Annotated in this window: 13 protein-coding genes; 8 read left to right on the forward strand and 5 right to left on the reverse strand. The window is 70.1% G+C overall.

What is annotated here, in order from left to right; genetic code table 11:
- Position 1 precedes the first annotated feature (1 nt).
- The 3 genes from IF64_RS0122270 to IF64_RS0122280 all read right to left on the reverse strand — a co-directional run bounded on the left by IF64_RS0122270 (position 2) and on the right by IF64_RS0122280 (position 3913).
- The gene (locus tag IF64_RS0122270) at positions 2 to 1297 is read right to left on the reverse strand and encodes a mannitol dehydrogenase family protein (RefSeq protein WP_084706037.1); all 1296 of its coding nucleotides are present in this window, start codon (positions 1295 to 1297) and stop codon (positions 2 to 4) included.
- On the reverse strand, positions 1297 to 2799 hold the full coding sequence (uxaC, locus tag IF64_RS0122275) for a glucuronate isomerase (protein ID WP_084706038.1): 1503 nt from the start codon (positions 2797 to 2799) through the stop codon (positions 1297 to 1299). The genes IF64_RS0122270 and uxaC overlap by 1 nt, the downstream gene beginning before the upstream one ends.
- A 115-nt stretch (positions 2800 to 2914) precedes the next feature.
- Positions 2915 to 3913 (reverse strand): LacI family DNA-binding transcriptional regulator, encoded by a 999-nt coding sequence (locus IF64_RS0122280; protein ID WP_030534122.1) that lies wholly within the window; start codon positions 3911 to 3913, stop codon positions 2915 to 2917.
- 177 nt (positions 3914 to 4090) lie between these two features.
- On the opposite strand from IF64_RS0122280, the gene manD reads away from it, so the two are divergent.
- The 5 genes from manD (at position 4091) to IF64_RS0122305 (ending at position 10799) form a co-directional block, all read left to right on the forward strand.
- A complete protein-coding gene (manD, locus tag IF64_RS0122285) occupies positions 4091 to 5335 on the forward strand; it encodes a D-mannonate dehydratase ManD (protein ID WP_030534123.1) in 1245 nt (414 codons plus the stop codon).
- 70 nt (positions 5336 to 5405) lie between these two features.
- Positions 5406 to 7925, forward strand: coding sequence for a glycoside hydrolase family 31 protein (locus IF64_RS0122290; protein ID WP_051758074.1), 2520 nt, complete (start codon positions 5406 to 5408; stop codon positions 7923 to 7925).
- Between the two features lie 11 nt (positions 7926 to 7936).
- Complete coding sequence (locus IF64_RS0122295; RefSeq protein ID WP_030534125.1) at positions 7937 to 8971, forward strand: TRAP transporter substrate-binding protein; 1035 nt, start codon at positions 7937 to 7939, stop codon at positions 8969 to 8971.
- Positions 8972 to 8979: 8 nt separating this feature from the next.
- The gene (locus tag IF64_RS0122300) at positions 8980 to 9492 is read left to right on the forward strand and encodes a TRAP transporter small permease (protein WP_030534126.1); all 513 of its coding nucleotides are present in this window, start codon (positions 8980 to 8982) and stop codon (positions 9490 to 9492) included.
- Positions 9492 to 10799 (forward strand): TRAP transporter large permease, encoded by a 1308-nt coding sequence (locus IF64_RS0122305; protein ID WP_030534127.1) that lies wholly within the window; start codon positions 9492 to 9494, stop codon positions 10797 to 10799. The genes IF64_RS0122300 and IF64_RS0122305 overlap by 1 nt, the downstream gene beginning before the upstream one ends.
- A gap of 48 nt (positions 10800 to 10847) precedes the next feature.
- Here IF64_RS0122305 and IF64_RS0122310 read toward each other — a convergent pair whose 3' ends face one another.
- Together IF64_RS0122310 and IF64_RS0122315 are read right to left on the reverse strand one after the other, a co-directional pair.
- Positions 10848 to 12803, reverse strand: a complete 1956-nt coding sequence (locus tag IF64_RS0122310; RefSeq protein ID WP_030534128.1) for an arabinofuranosyltransferase — start codon at positions 12801 to 12803, stop codon at positions 10848 to 10850.
- Positions 12804 to 12956: 153 nt separating this feature from the next.
- The gene (locus tag IF64_RS0122315) at positions 12957 to 14006 is read right to left on the reverse strand and encodes an NAD(P)-dependent alcohol dehydrogenase (RefSeq protein WP_030534129.1); all 1050 of its coding nucleotides are present in this window, start codon (positions 14004 to 14006) and stop codon (positions 12957 to 12959) included.
- A 105-nt stretch (positions 14007 to 14111) separates the two neighbouring features.
- Between IF64_RS0122315 and IF64_RS0122320 the strand changes: the two genes are divergently transcribed.
- The 3 genes from IF64_RS0122320 to IF64_RS0122330 all read left to right on the forward strand — a co-directional run bounded on the left by IF64_RS0122320 (position 14112) and on the right by IF64_RS0122330 (position 17028).
- The gene (locus IF64_RS0122320; RefSeq protein ID WP_030534130.1) at positions 14112 to 14714 is read left to right on the forward strand and encodes a TetR/AcrR family transcriptional regulator; all 603 of its coding nucleotides are present in this window, start codon (positions 14112 to 14114) and stop codon (positions 14712 to 14714) included.
- Positions 14715 to 14831: 117 nt separating this feature from the next.
- Positions 14832 to 16070 (forward strand): NAD(P)/FAD-dependent oxidoreductase, encoded by a 1239-nt coding sequence (locus tag IF64_RS0122325; protein ID WP_048808157.1) that lies wholly within the window; start codon positions 14832 to 14834, stop codon positions 16068 to 16070.
- Positions 16071 to 16080: 10 nt separating this feature from the next.
- Entirely contained in the window at positions 16081 to 17028 is a 948-nt protein-coding gene (locus IF64_RS0122330) for a sigma-70 family RNA polymerase sigma factor (protein WP_030534132.1), read from the forward strand.
- Positions 17029 to 17138 lie beyond the last annotated feature (110 nt).

Genomic DNA, 17138 nt, shown 5'->3' on the forward strand with positions numbered 1-17138 from the left:
CTTATCCGGCCGAGCGGAGGTGCTCGACGTAGTCGTCGACGGCGGAGATCAGCGCGCCGTCCTCGGCGAGCTCGCTGTCCACAGTGGCCACCACCTGGCGGGCGCCGTTGCCGGAACGGGCCAGTGCGACGAGTTCGTCGGCGCGCGGGTCGGCGACCTCCCTGTCCCGCAGGTGGATCAGCCACCCGGCCAATACCGCGACCGCAGGCTCCGGCAGGCGTCCCGCGGATCGTTCGGCACGCAGCACCGGCAGGATCCGCGCCGGGATCTTCTGGGATCCGTTGACCGCGATGTGCAGCAGGTGGTGCCGGATGCCGGGGGAGGCGAACCGCTGCAGGAGACGCTGCCGGTAATCGCGGAGGTCCTCCTCGGGCAGCGTGGCGTGCCGGGCCGCGGTGTCCCACCACGATTCCGTCAACGCCATCAGCGTCGGATGCTGCATCGCCTCGTCGACCGTGGTGCAGCCCAGCGCGGGGCCCGTGTAGGCGAGCAGCGTGTGGGCGCCGTTGAGGAACCACAGCTTGCGCTGCTGGAAGGCGGCGAGGTCGTCGACGAATCGCGCCCCCGCGTTCTCCCACGCCGGCCTGCCGAGCGGGAACCGCCCCGCCAGCAGCCATTCGCTGAACGGTTCGGTCACCACGGGAGCGTGATCGGCGAAACCGGTGAGCCGCGCGGCCGTCGCGGCGTCCTCGTCGGTCGCGGCCGGGGTGATGCGGTCGACGACGGTGTCGACGAACGACACGTGCTCCTCGAGCCACGCGCGGAACGCGGCGTCCTCCTCCCGCGTCGCCGCAGCCAGCGCGTCCCGCAGCACGCCACCGTTGCCGGGCAGGTTGTCGCACGGCACCAGGGCGATGGGATCGCCGCCCGCCCGGTGACGTCCACGCAGCCCGGCCACGACGCGGTCGATCGCGCTGCCGTGTCCGCCGGTGCGGTAGCCGGGCTCGGTGATCGTCAGCGTCAGCAACGCCACGTCGGGTGACGCCAGATCGGCCAGCCACCGGTCGGTGTCCCCGCCGGGGTGCGCCCTGCTGATCGCGTCGACGATCTCGGCGCGCGGTTTGCCGTCGCCGCGCACCTGGAGGGTGTACAGCCCGTCCTGTTCGGTGAGCGTGCGCGGCAGCGTGGTGTTGCGGAACGTGTAGGCCGCGATTCCCCAGTCCGAATCGGACATCGTGTACACCGCCTGGTGGGCACGATGGAACGCGCCGAGTCCGAGGTGGACGGCACGCACCGGGGCGGGCGGCCGGGTCGACGCGGAGGCTCGCGAGAGCCGGGGCGCGGCGTTGTCCGGCATCAGAGGCGGAACGCCGTGCGCGGCTGGCGGTCGTGCAGGTCGTGGATCACCGTCGCCGCGTCGTCCTCGCTGACGACGTGCTCGGCCACGAGGCTCGCCAGATGTGCGGCATCCACCCTGCGTGCCGTGTCGTGGCGGGCCGGGATGGAACAGAACCCGCGCGTGTCGTCGATGAAGCCGGCGTTGCGGTAGAAGCCCGCCGTCTCGGTGACCGCGTCCCGGAACCGCTGCATCGCGCGCGGCGCGTCGAGGAACCACCACGGCGCGCCGAGGTACACCGACGGGTAGAAACCGGCCAGTGGAGCGAGCTCCCGCGAGAACACGGTCTCGTCGAGGGTGAACACGACCGTCTGGAACCGCGGATTCGTGCCGAACCGCTCCAGCATGGGCTGCAGTGTCGTGGTGAACTCGGCCTGCAACGGGATGTCGTGCCCGGTGTCGGGGCCGAAGCGGCGCAACGTCTCCGGATGATGGTTACGCCGGACGCCCGTGTGCAGCGCCATGACCATGCCGTCCTCACTGGACATACGCGCCATCTCGCCGAGCAGTTGCCGCGACAGTGCACGCGCGTCCTCGGGGCCGCCCGAACCGGACCGGACCCGCTCGAACAGCCGCTGTGCCTCGCCGGCGTCGAGGAACAGCGTGCCTGCGTCGGGTGCGCTGTGGTCGGTGGCCGTGGCGCCGCGGGCGCGGAAGTACTCCCTGCGGTTCTCCAGCGCGCGCACGAGCCCCGCGTAGTCGCCGGTGTCGATGCCGCTCGCCTCGGCGAGTGCGTCCAGCGCCGCGGGCCAGTCGGGTTTCGTGGCGTCGAGGTAGCGATCGGGGCGGAACGTGGGCACCACGCGGCCGGGCCACGACGGATCGTCGGCGAGGGCGCGGTGGTGGGCGAGATCGTCCGCCGGATCGTCGGTGGTCGCCAGCACCTCGATGCCGAACGCCTCGTACAGCGCGCGCGGCCGGAACTCGGGCCTGCGCAGCCGTTCGGTGAGCTCGTCGAAGAGTTCGTCGGCGGTCTCGGCCGACGGCTGCACCGTCACGCCGAGCACGTCGTGGAGCTCGGCCTCGATCCACTGCCGCGACGCCGTGCCGAGGAACAGATGCCAGTGCTCGCAGAAGGCACGCCACACGGCACGCGGCTCCGCCGGAGCCCCAGCGTTGTCCCGGTCGGGCAGGCCGAGCTCGTTCATGGGCACACCGTGGGCGTGCAGCAGCCGCGTCACGTAGTGGTCGGGCGTGACCAACAGCGAGGCCGGATCGGTGAACGCCTCGTCCTCGGCGAGCAGTCGCGCGTCGACGTGGCCGTGCGGGCTGATCACCGGCAGATCGCGGACGCTCTCGTAGAGCCGGCGCGCGATGGCGCGCTGTGACGGCTCGGGCGGCAGCAGCCGGTCGGGATGCGGAGCCAGCGGTACCCGGCCGCCCGGGCCCCGGGTGTCGCGGTGGGCGCGGGACGTGCGCTGCGGAGCGGGGTTGGCGGGATTGTCTGTCGTGCCGCGGTCCATGCGGGCAGCCTCGCGTGCCGCGGTCGCCGGGTGCAACTAGTTGCCGTCAGTTGTCACCACGGCACGCGCCGCGCCCGGGAAGGCCGGGTACTCGGCAGCGGCTGGTACTCGCGTGTCACCGGGACGCCGCGGGCGGCGGTGCGGTGGACCCACGGGTGACGAGGTGGGCGTCGAACACGGCCGAATCGCCCGCCGTGCGGTGCGCGATCTGCGCGTGGAGGGCGTCCACGGCGGATCTGCCGAGACGTTCGGTCGGGCCCGCGATCGTGGTCAGCGCGGGCACGGTCAGGTCGGCGCCGAAGATGTCGTCGCAACCGATGAGGCTGAAGTCGTCGGGCACGCGCACGCCCGCGGACTGCAACCGTTGCAACGTGCCGATCGCGATCAGGTCGTTGTAGGCGACCGCCGCGGTGGCGCGCTGCAACATCAGGGCGTCGGCGGCTTCGTGACCGCCCTGCCGGTTGGGCGCGTAGGGACCCAGGAACGCGGCGTCGAGACCGAGCGCCGCGGACTCCTGACGAACCGCCTGCCAGCGGGCGCCGTTGATCCACGAGTTGCGCGGACCGGACAGGTACGCGATCCGGCGGTGCCCGATGGCGGCCAGGTGCCGGACGGCCTTGCGCATGCCACCCGCGGTGTCGACCACCAGGCTGGGCACCCCGTCGATCTCGCGGTTGACGATGGCCAGCGGGCGGTGCTGGGCCAGCTGCCGGATGACGTCGTCGGACAGCCGGGACGTCGCCAGGATGGCTCCGCTCGTGGTCGCCAGCAGTTGCCGGAGGTTGCTGACCTCGACGCGCGGCGACTCGTCGCTGTCGGTGAGGGCGAGGGTGTAGTCGCTCGCCAGCGCCTGGGCCTGCGCCGCCTTGATCAGCGGTGCGTAGTACGGGTTGGCGATGTCGGTGACGACCAGGGTCAACGTCCTCGTCCGCCCCGGAGCCTCCGCGCGGGCGAGCGGGCGCGGCACGTAGCCGACCTCGTCGGCGGCCGCGCGGACCTTCTCCCTGGTGGCGGGATTGACGCGGCTCGGATGCGAGAACGTGCGCGACACGGTGGACGCGGCCACACCGCAGCGGCGAGCCACGTCGTAGATCGTCGGCCTCGCCTCGTCCACGCCGTTCCCTCCCAGGCCGCGGCGGCGGTGTTCCGCCTGATGGCAACAAATGGCAACTGATTGCCAGTCTACGGGGCGGCTCTTACGTTGAACCGACCACGAGGCCCCCGGCGCTCGCACGGCCGTTCCCGGCAGGCGCACCGGCGGCTGCTCGTCGTTCGGAGTCAAGGAGGACCAGTGCTCATCGAGCGCGCCGACGTGATCGCCACCAGCCCTGGGCGCAACTTCGTCACGCTGAGGATCACCACCGACGACGGGGTGGTGGGCTACGGCGACGGCACGTTGAACGGCCGGGAGCTGGCCGTCGCCAGCTACCTCACCGACCACGTGGTGCCGTTGCTGGCCGGCCGCGACGCCCACGCCATCGAGGACACCTGGCAGTACCTGTACCGCGGGGCCTACTGGCGGCGCGGCCCGGTGACGATGGCGGCCATCGCGGCCGTCGACACCGCGTTGTGGGACATCAAAGCCAAGGTCGCGGGCCTGCCCCTGTACCAGCTGCTCGGCGGGGCCAGCCGCGAGCGGTGCCTGGTCTACGGCCACGCGAGCGGCAAGGACATCCCCGAACTGTTCGACTCGGTCCGCAAGCACCTCGACGAGGGGTTCCGCGCCATCCGCATCCAGACCGGTGTGCCGGGGCTGGACTCGGTGTACGGCGTCGCCTCGAGCGCGGCCGCGTCGGTCGGCGCCGGAAGCGACGCCCGTTACGACTACGAACCCGCCCGCCGCGCGGCGCTGCCCGCCGAGGAGAGCTGGGACACGCGCGCCTATCTGCGGCACGTGCCGTCGGTGTTCGAGGCCGTCCGCGGCGAGTTCGGCGAGGACATCGCCTTGCTGCACGACGCGCACCACCGCCTCACGCCGATCCAGGCGGCCAAGCTCGGCAAGTCACTGGAGCCCTACGACCTGTTCTGGCTCGAGGACGTCACCCCGGCCGAGAACCAGGAGGCGCTGCGATGGGTGCGGCACCACACGACGACGCCGTTGGCGATCGGCGAGGTGTTCAACTCCGTGTGGGACTACCAGCACCTGATCCGCGAGCAGCTCATCGACTACGTCCGCTCGCCGATCACGCACGCGGGCGGGATCAGCAGCGTGCGGCGGATCATGGACTACGCCGCGATGTACCAGGTCAAATCCGGGATGCACGGTCCGACGGACGTCTCGCCCGTCGGTCTCGCCGCGGCCGTGCACCTCGGCCTGGCCCTGCACAACTTCGGCATCCAGGAGTACATGGTCCACAGTGAGCAGACGCGGGAGGTCTTCGGACCGACGTACGAGTTCGCCCACGGTGGACTGCGGCCGAGCGAGGAACCCGGTCTCGGCGTCCACGTCGACGAGCAGCTCGCGGCGAAGTATCCCTACGAACGGGCCTACTTGCCGGTGAACCGGCTACAGGACGGAACCGTTCATGATTGGTGAGGACATGTCGGTGCCCGAGGTGGTCGGGCCCGGCCGCTAAAGCAATTCGCGAGATCGAGAGAAGTCCCCCGTGCGCGTCACATCCCGAGTCGAACGAGTGGAACGGATCGGCGAGACGGTCCGGGTCCACACCGACGGTGTCGAGATCCGGCTGACCGTCCTCGCCGACGGCATTCTGCGTATTCGTGCGGGTTTCGACGGCGATTTCGCCGAGGAGTCCTACACGCTCGCCACCACGGCCTGGCCGGACCGGCTCGACGACGTGCTCGGCGAGGAACGCACCCGGGTGTCGCCTGCGCCGTGCGAACTCGGCGAACAGGGCGACGTCATCTCCGTGACCGGCGGGAACTTCCGCGTGGAGATCGACAGGGAGCCGTTCCGCATCCGCGTCCGCGACGACGAGGGGACCGTTCTGCACACGGACGTCGTCGGCCTCGGCTACCGCCAGGACGCGAACGGCCGCCGCATCCACACCAGTGAGATCTCGCGCGACGACGCGTTCTACGGGTTCGGTGAGACCACCGGTCCGCTGAACAAGGCGCAGAAACTCATCACGATGAGTCCGAAGGACGCGCTCGGCTACGACCCGCGGGAAACGGATCCGCTGTACAAGCACATTCCGTTCTACGTCAAGATGAATCGGCGGAATCGGAAAGCGGTCGGGTACTTCTACCACAACACCTACGACTGCGATTTCGATCTCGGGCGGGAGCGGAGCAACTACTGGCCGCCGCACAGTCGTTATCGCACCGACGGCGGCGACGTCGACCTGTTCCTGATCGCCGGCCCGGGAATCCGCGAGGTGCTGCGGCGTTACACGGTGCTGACCGGACGCCCGCCGTTGCTGCCGAAGTACGCGCTCGGCTACCTCGCCTCGTCGATGTACTACTCCGAATTGGACGCCGGCAGCGACCGCGCGATCACCGAGTTCATCGACATCGCGAGGGAGGAAGGGATCCCGGTCGACGGGTTCCAGCTCTCGTCGGGTTACACCACACAGGACACCGAGGCCGGCGCCAAGCGCTGTGTCTTCACGTGGAACGAGCGCAGATTCTCCGACCCCGAGGGCTTCTTCTCGGCGATGTCCGAACGCGGCATCACCGTGTCGCCGAACGTCAAACCGGGTGTGCTCGACGTCCATCCGCGGCTGGCCGAGTTCACCGACGCCGACGTGTTCGTCACCCGCAGCGAGGACGCGGTCGCGGTGGCGGGCGAGGGACCGGCGACCGGAGCGTGGTGGGGCGGTCCCGGCCGGTTCGTGGACTTCACCAAGCCTGCCGCGCGCGAGGCGTGGCGGCGGTGGCTGACCGAGTCGGTGCTGAGCAAGGGCACGACGTCGGTCTGGAACGACAACTGCGAGTACGACGGCATCATCGACGCCGACTCGCGCGTCGACTTCGAGGGCGCGGGCGCGACGGTCGGCAGGCTGCGCAACGTCATGTCGAACCTCATGTGCCGGGTCGCGCGGGACGCCGTCTCCGACACGGCACCGGACGCCCGGCCCTACATCGTGTGCCGCTCCGGCCACGCGGGCATCCAGCGCTACGCCCAGAGCTGGGCGGGGGACAACTCGACGTCGTGGGATTCGTTGCGGCACAACGTCGCCACGATCCTCGGGATGGGCCTATCGGGTTTCCCGCACCACGGCTGCGACATCGGCGGGTTCCACGGCCCCGCACCCGATCCGGAACTGCTGGTGCGCTGGGTGCAGCACGGCGTGTTCCAACCGCGCTTCTCGATCCACTCGGTCAACGCCGACAACACGGTCACCGAACCGTGGATGTATCCGGCGTACACCCAGCACGTCCGCGACGCGATCCGGCTGCGCTACCGGCTCTTCCCGTACCTGTACTCGCTGACGGCGCGTGCCGCGGAGACTGGCTGGCCGATCATGGAGCCGCTCGTCAGTGCGTTCCAGGACGATCACGGCGTCGACGAGGTGTCCGAGGAGTTCATGCTCGGCGACTCGCTGCTCGTGGCGAACGTGCTCGAACCCGGCGCACGCACGCGCACCGTACGGCTGCCCGAGGGCGAGGTGTTCTACGACGCCTGGACGCGCAGGCGGTACGAGGGCGGGCAGGTCGCCGAACTGCCGGTCGACCTCGGTTCGATTCCGCTGTTCCTGCGCGGTGGCGGAATCGTTCCGGTGGCGGAGAACCCGCTGACCAGTCTCACCCGCGACGAGGTGACGGACCTGCGACTGATCTGCGTTCCCGACCACGACGGCCGGTTCACCCTCTACGAGGACGACGGCCTCACCCGCGCCCACGAACGCGGCGAGTTCCGCGAGACGGAGATCCGTATGACGGCGGGAACGCACGTCCGGCTGCGGTTGACCCGGCGCGGCGAGTACCGCAGCGCCCTCGAGCGGCTGCTGTTCGACGTCGTGCGGCCCGGCCGATGCCCGCACCGGGTGCTCGTCGACGGCCGGGAAGTGCCGCAGCAGCTCCACCGCGGCCGGTTCGACGCCGCCGAGTCCGGCTGGCACTACGACATCGGCCTCGGCTCGGTGTTGGTCAAGACGCCCGACCACGGCGGTGATCTCACCGTCGACATCTCGTTCGAGCCCGTCGACATGATCGGCATGTGAGGAAGGCAGGCATGAGGAACCGACTGATCCGCGGTGTCAGCGGCATCGTCGCCGTGGTCGTCGTCGCGGCACTCGGGGCGTGCGCGCCTGCCTCGGGTGCCCGGACGAGCGCCGAGGCGACGCCGGAGAACCCTCTGGTGCTGACCCTGGCGAACAACCTCGGCGACGACCACGTGACCTCTCAGGCACTGGCCGAGTTCGCCTCGGACGTGAAGCGGCGCAGCGGCGGCCGCATCGAGGTGAAGATCTACGGCAACGGCCAGCTGGGCGACGAGCCCAACGTGCTCGGCCAGCTCCACGAGGGCATCGTCGACATGACCAGGGTCAGCGCACCCGGATTGGCGACCTACGACCCGGGTTACCACACCTTCGGCCTGCCCTACATCTTCGAGGACGAGCGCGAGTTCTACGACGTGATGGACTCGCCGGAGATGGCGAAGTACTTCCGGTCGACGGCCGACGACGGATTCGTCGGGCTCACGTACTACAGCTCGGGAGCCCGCTCGTTCTACACCCGCAACACGCCGGTACGGAAACCGGAGGACTTGCGCGGGCTGAAGTTGCGGGTGCAGGGCATGCGCTCGCAGACCGACTTCGTCGGCGATCTCGGTGCGGCACCGGTGGTGATGGCCTTCGGGGACACCTACACCTCGCTGCAGACCGGCCTGATCGACGGTGCGGAGAGCAACGAGACGGTGCTGACCGACAGCGCACACGGTGAGGTGTCCAAAGTGTTCTCGATGACCGAGCACACCTGGATTCCCGACGTGCTCGTCATCAGCACCGAGACGTGGGACCGGCTCGATCCGGCCGACGCGAAGCTGCTGTCCGATGCGGCACGGGCCTCCACCGAGAAGCAGAAGGAGGCGTGGGCCGAGACCGTCGAGCAGTCGGTCGCCGACGCCAAGGAGATGGGCGTGCGGTTCGTCGACGACGTCGACACCGACGCCTTCCGCAGGGCCACGCGGCCGGTCGTCGACCGGTACGCCGAGGAGTATCCCGAGGTCGCGGAACTTCTGTCCGTCATCGAGTCGGGCAGGAGCTGAGGAGCGGTATGACCACGCATGATCGTCTGAATCGGGTGCGGCGGGTGCTCGGCCGCGTGCTGGCGGGGTTCGCCGGCGGTCTCCTCGTCGTCATGACCGCGCTGGTGCTCTACCAGGTGTTCACGCGGTACGTGCTGGGCGAACCGGCGGCCTTCACCGAGGAACTCGTCCGGTACGCGTTGATCTGGACGTCCATGATCAGTGCCGCCTATGCGTTCCTGCACCGCAAACACATGGCGCTGCTGTTCGTGCGGGACCGCCTCTCGCCGTCGGCGCAGAAGGCCCTGATCGTCGGTACCGACGTGCTCGTGCTCGTCTTCGCCGTCGTGGTGCTGATCGTCGGCGGGACGATGCTGGCGCTTAGCGCGGCCACCAACTACTCGGCACTGCTGGGCGTCTCCCGCGGCCTGGTGTACACGATCGGGCCGATCGCCGGTGTCGCGATCGTGTTCGCGCAGGTGCTGAACATCTGGGAGGACCTCACCGGTGAGGTCCCCGCCGAGACGGAGAGGACAGACTGATGGGCGCCCTGACCGCCGCCGCCATCCTGTTCGGCGCCTTCTTCCTGCTGCTGTTCGCCGGCGTGCCGATCTCGGTGTCGCTGGGGGTCGCCGCGATGGTGACCGCGTTGATGTTCCTGCCGGCAGGCGATGCCACCTATGTCGTCGGACAGCAGATGAACGTCGGCATCGAGAGCTTCCCGCTGCTGGCGGTCCCGCTGTTCATCTTCGCGGGCACGATCATGAACACCGGCGGCATCGCCCGTCGACTCGTCGACCTCGCCCTCGTCGCGGTGGGGCGCGTGCCCGGCGCGTTGGCCCACACCAACGTCGTGGCCAACACGCTGTTCGGGTCGCTGTCCGGTTCGGCCGTCGCGTCGGCCGCCGCGATCGGCAGTACGCTGCACGACCGGCAGAAGGAGGCCGGCTACGACCCGGCCTTCGGTGCGGCGGTCAACATCGCGTCCGCGCCGAGCGGATTGCTCATCCCGCCGACGACGGCAGCCATCGTCTACTCGACCGTGGCAGGCGGCGTGTCCGTGTCGGCGTTGTTCATGGCCGGATACGTTCCCGGCATCCTCATGGGCATCGTGATCATGGCGATCGCCTACGTGTTCACGCGGCGGCAGGGATATCCGAAACTGGGCCGCGTCGGAGCGGCCGAGGCCGTCCGCGTCTTCCTCCGGGCGTTGCCCGGCCTGCTGCTGATCGTCGTCGTGGTCGGCGGCATCGTGTTCGGCGTGTTCACGGCGACCGAGGGCGCCGGCATCGCCGTGCTGTACACGTTGGTGCTGTCGCTGGTCTACCGGAGCATGTCGTGGTCGGCGTTCAAGGATGTCGTCACCCGTACGGTCGTCGCGACCGGCATCGTCATGTTCCTCATCGCCGCGTCCGCGGGCATGTCATGGGTCATGGCCTACACGGGTATCCCGGGTGCAATCACCGACACGTTGCTGTCGATGGCCGATTCGAAGGTCGTCGTCCTGCTGCTGATGCTCGTGGTGTTGCTGGCCGTCGGCACCTTCATGGACATCACGCCCGCGATCCTCATCTTCACGCCGATCCTGCTTCCGATCTCGGAGGAGCTCGGCATGGATCCGGTCCACTTCGGAATGGTGCTGATCCTCGCGATGTGTATCGGCACGATGACGCCGCCGGTCGGGTCGGTGCTGTTCGTCGGAACCGGGGTGAGTGGGGTGTCGATCGAGCAGGTCGTGCCCAGGCTGCTGCCGTACTTCGCCGGGCTGGTGCTGCTCTTGCTGGCCGTCACGTTCATCCCCGAGCTGTCGCTCGGACTGCCGGAGATGATGGGCCTGCTCGAGGAGTGATCCGGCTGCGCACCGCCGTGGTCGACGCCCACGGCGGTGCGCCCGCGTTCAGCTTGTCCGTACGGCCAGGACCAGGCCCGAGGGCAGGTCGTCGACGACGTCGAACGCCGGGCCCCGGAACGAGTCGGGGTTGAACTCGACGCGGTCGTCGAAGTACCACGTCGCGCCCGTCCTCCTGAGCACGAAGACGTCGATGCCGCCGAACCGCGTGTTTGCCGAGGCCTGCGCGAACCGCTCCGGATCGTCGATCTCGGCCAGCCTCGCCAGCTCGTCTGAGCGCTCGTCGTAACGCATCAGGCTGTTGGCCGAGTAGTGCCCGCGTTGCAGATAGGCCCACCAGCGTTCGTAGACGTACAGCCGCATGTCCGTGGACAACGACATCGGCATCGCGTCGGGCCCGAGCCGTCGTTCGACCTCGGCCGCGATCCGGTTCGCCGGCATCTCGGGGGCCGCCATCTCGGGTGGGATGAATTCGGAAGGCTCGCCGTCCGGCCCGGGTTCCATGTGGGCCCGCAGCGCCGGGTTCGGTTCGACCGCGGCCTCGGGCACCTCCGGCAGTGCGTCGGTGAAGCCCTTCGGTTCACCCGGCATCCAGGTGTTCCATGCGACCAGTCCGGAGGAGACGAGCAGGACGGCCAGGGCGGCGACGCCGACGCCGCGCGGTGGGGTGAGCTCGAACCGGCGCAGCAGCGATCTGCCCGCGCGTGCCACGGCGAGGATCCCGGCCGTCACCAGCACCATCGTGATTATGCGTGGTGTCTTCACGAGGAATCCGCTGTGCCCGCTACCGGTGAGGGACAGCATGTGGATCGCCCAGTACAGGTAGATGCCGCCGACCAGTAGCAGCATCGGCTGGGCCCACCACTGCCGCCTGCGATACCAGAACAGTCCGATCAGCCCCGCGAGCGCCAGCGCGCCGATCGGCGTGGCCTCCAGGAACGGCAACGGCACGGGGTCGTCGGAGATGGCGATGTTCGGGTACGTGTCGGCGACGACCTCCCGTGGTTTCGTCAGCCATGCCCACAACAGCGGCAGGACGTACCAGGACGACACGACGACCGACGTGACCAGCACGCCGAGCAGGTGCAGCAGGTACGGACCCCGGTTCGGCCGCAGCATCCGCGCGGCGATGATCGCCAGTCCGCCGATGGCGCCGAACATGAGGTAACCGGTGTAGGTGCAGGCGAACAGTCCGCCGATGATTCCCGCAGGCAGCCAGTGGAGACCGCCCTCGCGGCGGGACAGGCCCGCGAACGTCGCCAGCGCCCACGGCACGAGCACCGCCAGGGTGAGGATCTCGTAGCTCTTGTGCCCGTGTGTGAACACGATCGGCGCCACGGCGGCCATGGCGAGCGCGACGGGCGCGGTGGTGAGCCGGCGCCAGAGCAGGAACGCCACGAGCGCCGATGCGGAGATGAACAGGACCTCCATGTGGCCCACGAGTGTCCACGTCGGACGGTCCAGCAGCTCGGATGCGCGCGCGACGAGCCACGGGTACAGGACCGGGTACTCGGAAGGCAGATCGGGCAGGAAGGCGTCCGTGCTGCCCCACGTCGTGGTGAGCCGGTTCGCCAGCGCCGACATGCGGATGGTGTCCCAGTCGTGCAGTTCGTTGTGCCCGAACGACGTTCCGTTCAGCGCAGTCATGAGGATCATGCCGATCCAGCCCGAGTACAGGCCCGCGACCGCACCGGCCACGCGGTCGGAGACGAACCGGGCGGCGAGCGCGATCGCGACGACGGCACCCACCGCACCAGCCGCGATCGGTGCGACCGAGCCGCGCAGTGACAGCGGGTCGACGTCGGCGGCATCGATCACCAGCCACGACACGGTCATCGCGACGAGGTAACACGCGACGGCCGTCGTCGACGGTCCGATCCGGCGCAGCGCCCGCCGCACGACGTGCTCGGTCGGCGGTGCTGCGGTTCGTCTTCGGGGCGGGGTGGGGACGTCGGGGGCGTCCTCGCCCGCGTGCCTGTCCGTGTCCAGCCGGGCGGAGTTCACGCCCGCACTTTATTAAGGCCTGAGACGAACCGCTCGGCGGCGCGCTGGCCCGCGAGTTCTGCGCTCAGTCCTGTGAGGTGGTTGGCCAGTCATCGACGAGCGGCCTGGCAGGCGCTCGTCGAGTCGACTGCCGGGCCGCTGCGTGGGGCGCGATCAGGAGTTGATCGTGGCGGTGTCGATGACGAAGCGGTAGCGCACGTCGCTGGCCGAGACCCGCTCGTAGGCGGTGTTGACGTCGTCGGCCGAGATCGTCTCGATCTCCGCTCCGATGCCGTGCTCGGCGCAGAAGTCCAGCATCTCCTGCGTCTCCGGGATGCCGCCGATCATCGAACCGGCCAGCGCCTTGTTGCCCGCGATCAGCGAGAACGCGTTGTAGGACAGCGGCTCGCCGGGCGCGCCGACGTTCACCATGGCACCGCCGGTCCGCAGCAGGCCGAGGTAGGCGTCGACGGGGATCTGCGCCGACACGGTGTTGAGGATCAGGTCGAACTTGCCGCGCAGCACCTCGAACGTCGACTCGTCGGCGGTGGCGTAGTACTCGGTGGCGCCGAGTCGCTTGCCGTCCTCCTGCTTCTTCAGGCTCTGGCTCAGCACCGTCACCTCGGCGCCCATCGCGGCCGCCAGCTTGACGGCCATGTGGCCGAGGCCGCCGAGACCCACGATCGCGACCTTCTTGCCGGGGCCTGCACCCCACTGGCGCAGCGGCGAGTACGTCGTGATGCCCGCGCAGAGCAGCGGCGCGGCGACGTCGAGGCCGATGCCGTCGGGGATGCGGCACACGAAGGCGTCCTTGACGACGACCTGCTGGCTGTAGCCGCCGTAGGTGGGTTCACCGTCGAAGCCGACGCCGTTGTAGGTCTGCACGTTGCCCTTGACGCAGAACTGCTCGGTGCCTGCCTGGCAGTACTCGCACTCGCCGCACGAGTCGACCATGCAGCCGACGCCGACGCGGTCGCCGACCTGGTACTTGGTCACCGCGGACCCGACCGCGGCGACCGTGCCCGCGATCTCGTGCCCCGGCACCATCGGGAAGATGGCCTCGCCCCATTCGCCGCGCGCCTGGTGGATGTCGCTGTGGCAGATGCCCGCGTAGGCGATGTCGATCAGGACGTCGTCGGGACGCAGGTCGCGCCGCTCGATGGTGGTCCGCTCGAGCGGTGCGCCAGGGCCGGGTGCGGCGATGGCGTGCGTCGTTGTGCTCATCAGAACTCCTGCGATACTCGATCACGAGCCCCGAAGTAAGGGCCCTCTCACGTAACGACGTAAGAGGGGTCTTACATATTCCGATATAGAAATGTGTGCACGGCCATGGGTGACCGGTACCACCGCGGCGAGCTCCGCGACGAGCTCGTCCGCGTCGCGCTCGACCTCATCGCCGAGCAGGGGGTCGCCGGCTTCTCCGTGGCCGAGGTGGCCCGTCGTGCGCAGGTCAGCCCGGGGGCGCCGTATCGCCACTTCGCCGAGCGCGAGAGCCTCCTGGCCGCGGTCGCCACCGCCGTGGCGAGTCAGCTCGCCGACCGGGTGGCCGCGGCCGCCGAGCCGATGTCCGATCCGGCCGACGCACTCGCCGCGGCGGCGGGTGCCTACACCGAGTACGTCATCGAACGCCGCGCAGGCATGAACGTCATCTACACCGACGGGCTCCAGGGCGGTGCCTACACCGAGCTGCACGACCAGACGCGGCGGCTGACCGACCAGTTCCTCATGCTCTGCCTGGCGGTCTCCGACCGGCCCGAGGACGCGCTCGAGCTGATGGAACAGTTGTTCACGCAGGCCCACGGCTACGGCATGTTCTGGATCGACGGCGTGTTCACCAAGCACGGCTACACACCCGAACTCGTGGTGCGCAAGTCCGTCGCCGCGGCGCGACTGGCCATCGAAGGCCACCGGCACCGATCCGGAACCGCCTGACCGGGTCGTCGGCACACCGGGGTCGTCAGGACACCGGGGGTTGTCGGGAGATCGGGATTGTCAGGAAATCGGGGGCCGTCTCGTTCAAGGGGTACGCCAACGAGACAGGAGCACCCCATGAGCCACCACGAGACCAGCCACCACGGCACGCCTCTTCGCGGCACGAGGCACCGGATCGTCGTCCTCGGAGCCGGGTACGCCGGGAGCTACGCCGCCGGGTACCTGGCCCGCAGGCTGCACCGTGACGACGTCGAGATCACCGTCGTCAACGCCGCCCCCGACTTCGTCGAGCGGATGCGCCTGCATCAGTTCGCCGCCGGGCACGACCTGGACCGCCGGCCCCTGGCCGACGTCTTCGCCGGCACGGGCATCGACCTGCGCATCGCGGAGGTGACGGGCATCGACGCCGACAATCGCACCGTCACCATCGACGGCCAGGACCAGCTCGGCTACGACTCGCTCGTCTACACGCTCGGCAGCACCGCGGCCCACCACGCCGTGCCGGGGGCCGCCGAGCACGCCTTCCACGTCGCCACCGCGCCGGCCGCGGGTCGGTTGCGCGCCCGCCTCGGCGAGATCGACGGTGGGCGGGTCGTGGTCGTCGGCGGGAACCTGACTGCGATCGAGGCCGCCACCGAGATCGCCGAATCCCGCCCCGGACTGACCGTCGCACTCGCCACCACCGGTGAGCTCGGCGGCTGGCTGGGTGCGCGGGCGCGGCGCCACGTGCTGGCCGCCTTCGACCGGCTGGGCATCGACGTCCACGAGCACGCCACGGTCACCGGGGTGGACGCCTCGTCCGTGACCGCCATGGGCGGCACCGTGCTGGCCTCCGACGCGACCGTGTGGGCGGCCGGGTTCGCCGTGCACCCGATCGCCGCCGCGGGCGGGCTCGACGTCACGCCGGAAGGACAGATCGTCGTCGACCGGCAGCTGCGTTCGGTCTCGCACCCGGACGTCTACGCCGCGGGCGACAGCGCCCACGTCGTCGGGGACAACGGCCTGACGCTGCCCATGTCCTGTGCCACCGCGGGGCTGAGCAGTCGGCAGCTGGCGGCCACGGTCCTCGGCGACCGCACCGGACGCCGGATCCCGGCGACGCCGAAGTTCTACGTCGGCAGCCACGTCAGCCTCGGCAGGCGGGACGCGGTGTTCCAGCTCGTCGACAAGCAGGCGCAGTCCCGGCCGGTGTCCCTGCGGGGCCGGGCAGCCGCCCGGTTCAAGGCAAGCGTGCTCACCGGGGCGGCCTGGTCGACGACCCATCCGACGTCCGGACTCCCGAGCCGCAGGCACCGGCTCGCGGCATCGTCGAGTCCGGCAGAGTCGGCGCCCGCACCGGCGACGACGTCGGCCTAAGGTCATCGACATGGATTCGTCCACCGTGGCGACGTTCGAGGCCGGCCGCGACCGGCTGGCCTCGCTCGCCTACCGTCTCCTCGGTTCGGCCGCCGACGCCGAGGACACGGTGCAGGACGCGTTCCTGCGCTGGCAGGTCGCCGACCGGGAGCACATCGAGGTGCCCGAGGCGTGGCTGACCAAGGTCGTCACCAATCTGGCCCTCGACCGGCTCCGCTCGGCCAGGACCCGCCGCGAACGCGCCGCCGGGGCCTGGCTGCCGGAACCGCTCCTCGACGGCGACCCGATGCTCGGCCCCGCCGACACGGTCGAGCAGCGCGAATCGGTGACCCTGGCCGTGCTGTTGCTGCTGGAACAGCTCTCGCCGGTCGAACGCGCCGCCTACGTGCTGCGGGAGGCGTTCGCCTACCGCCATTCCGAGATCGCCGAGATCCTCGGCATCACCGAGTCCGCCAGCCAGCAGCACACGAGCCGCGCCCGCCGCCGCGTCGCCGCGGGCCGGCAGCGCGGGGACACCGGCGTCGACGAGGCGACCGCGCGCCGGATCGTCGGGGCGTTCGTCGCCGCGGCCTCGTCCGGGCGCACCGAGCAGCTCGTCGCCCTGCTGACCGACGACGCAGCCGGCGTGTCCGACGGTGCCGGGTTCGGGCCCGCGAAGAAGCTCGTGCGGTTCGCCGGTCCGCTGCGGATCACCCGCGCGATCCGGTCGGCGTTCACGCCCTCGCCCGCGAAACGCGCGTTCGTGGGCGGTTCGCCGGAGGTCCACGCGGCCGTAGTCAACGGCTGCCCCGCCATCCTCTTCGCGCTCGGCGATCAGGTCTTCGGCGCCGTCGTGCTGGAGGTGCGGGGCGAGCAGGTCGCCGGGTTCCACGGTGTCGCCACGCCGGAGCGGCTCGCCCGCCTCACCGAGGCATGGCAACGACAGGGACCGGCCGAACCGCTGACGCAGCTGTGGTGATCGACCGGCTGTGGTGATCGGCTCGACGCGCCCGACCGGATCCCCGGCGAACGTCGGAGCCTGCTCGGCGGCGCCGCCCTCCGCTGTGGACGCGGCTGGTGCGGGCGGGA

This window comes from Prauserella rugosa (assembly GCF_000719975.1).
GTDB lineage: Bacteria > Actinomycetota > Actinomycetes > Mycobacteriales > Pseudonocardiaceae > Prauserella > Prauserella rugosa.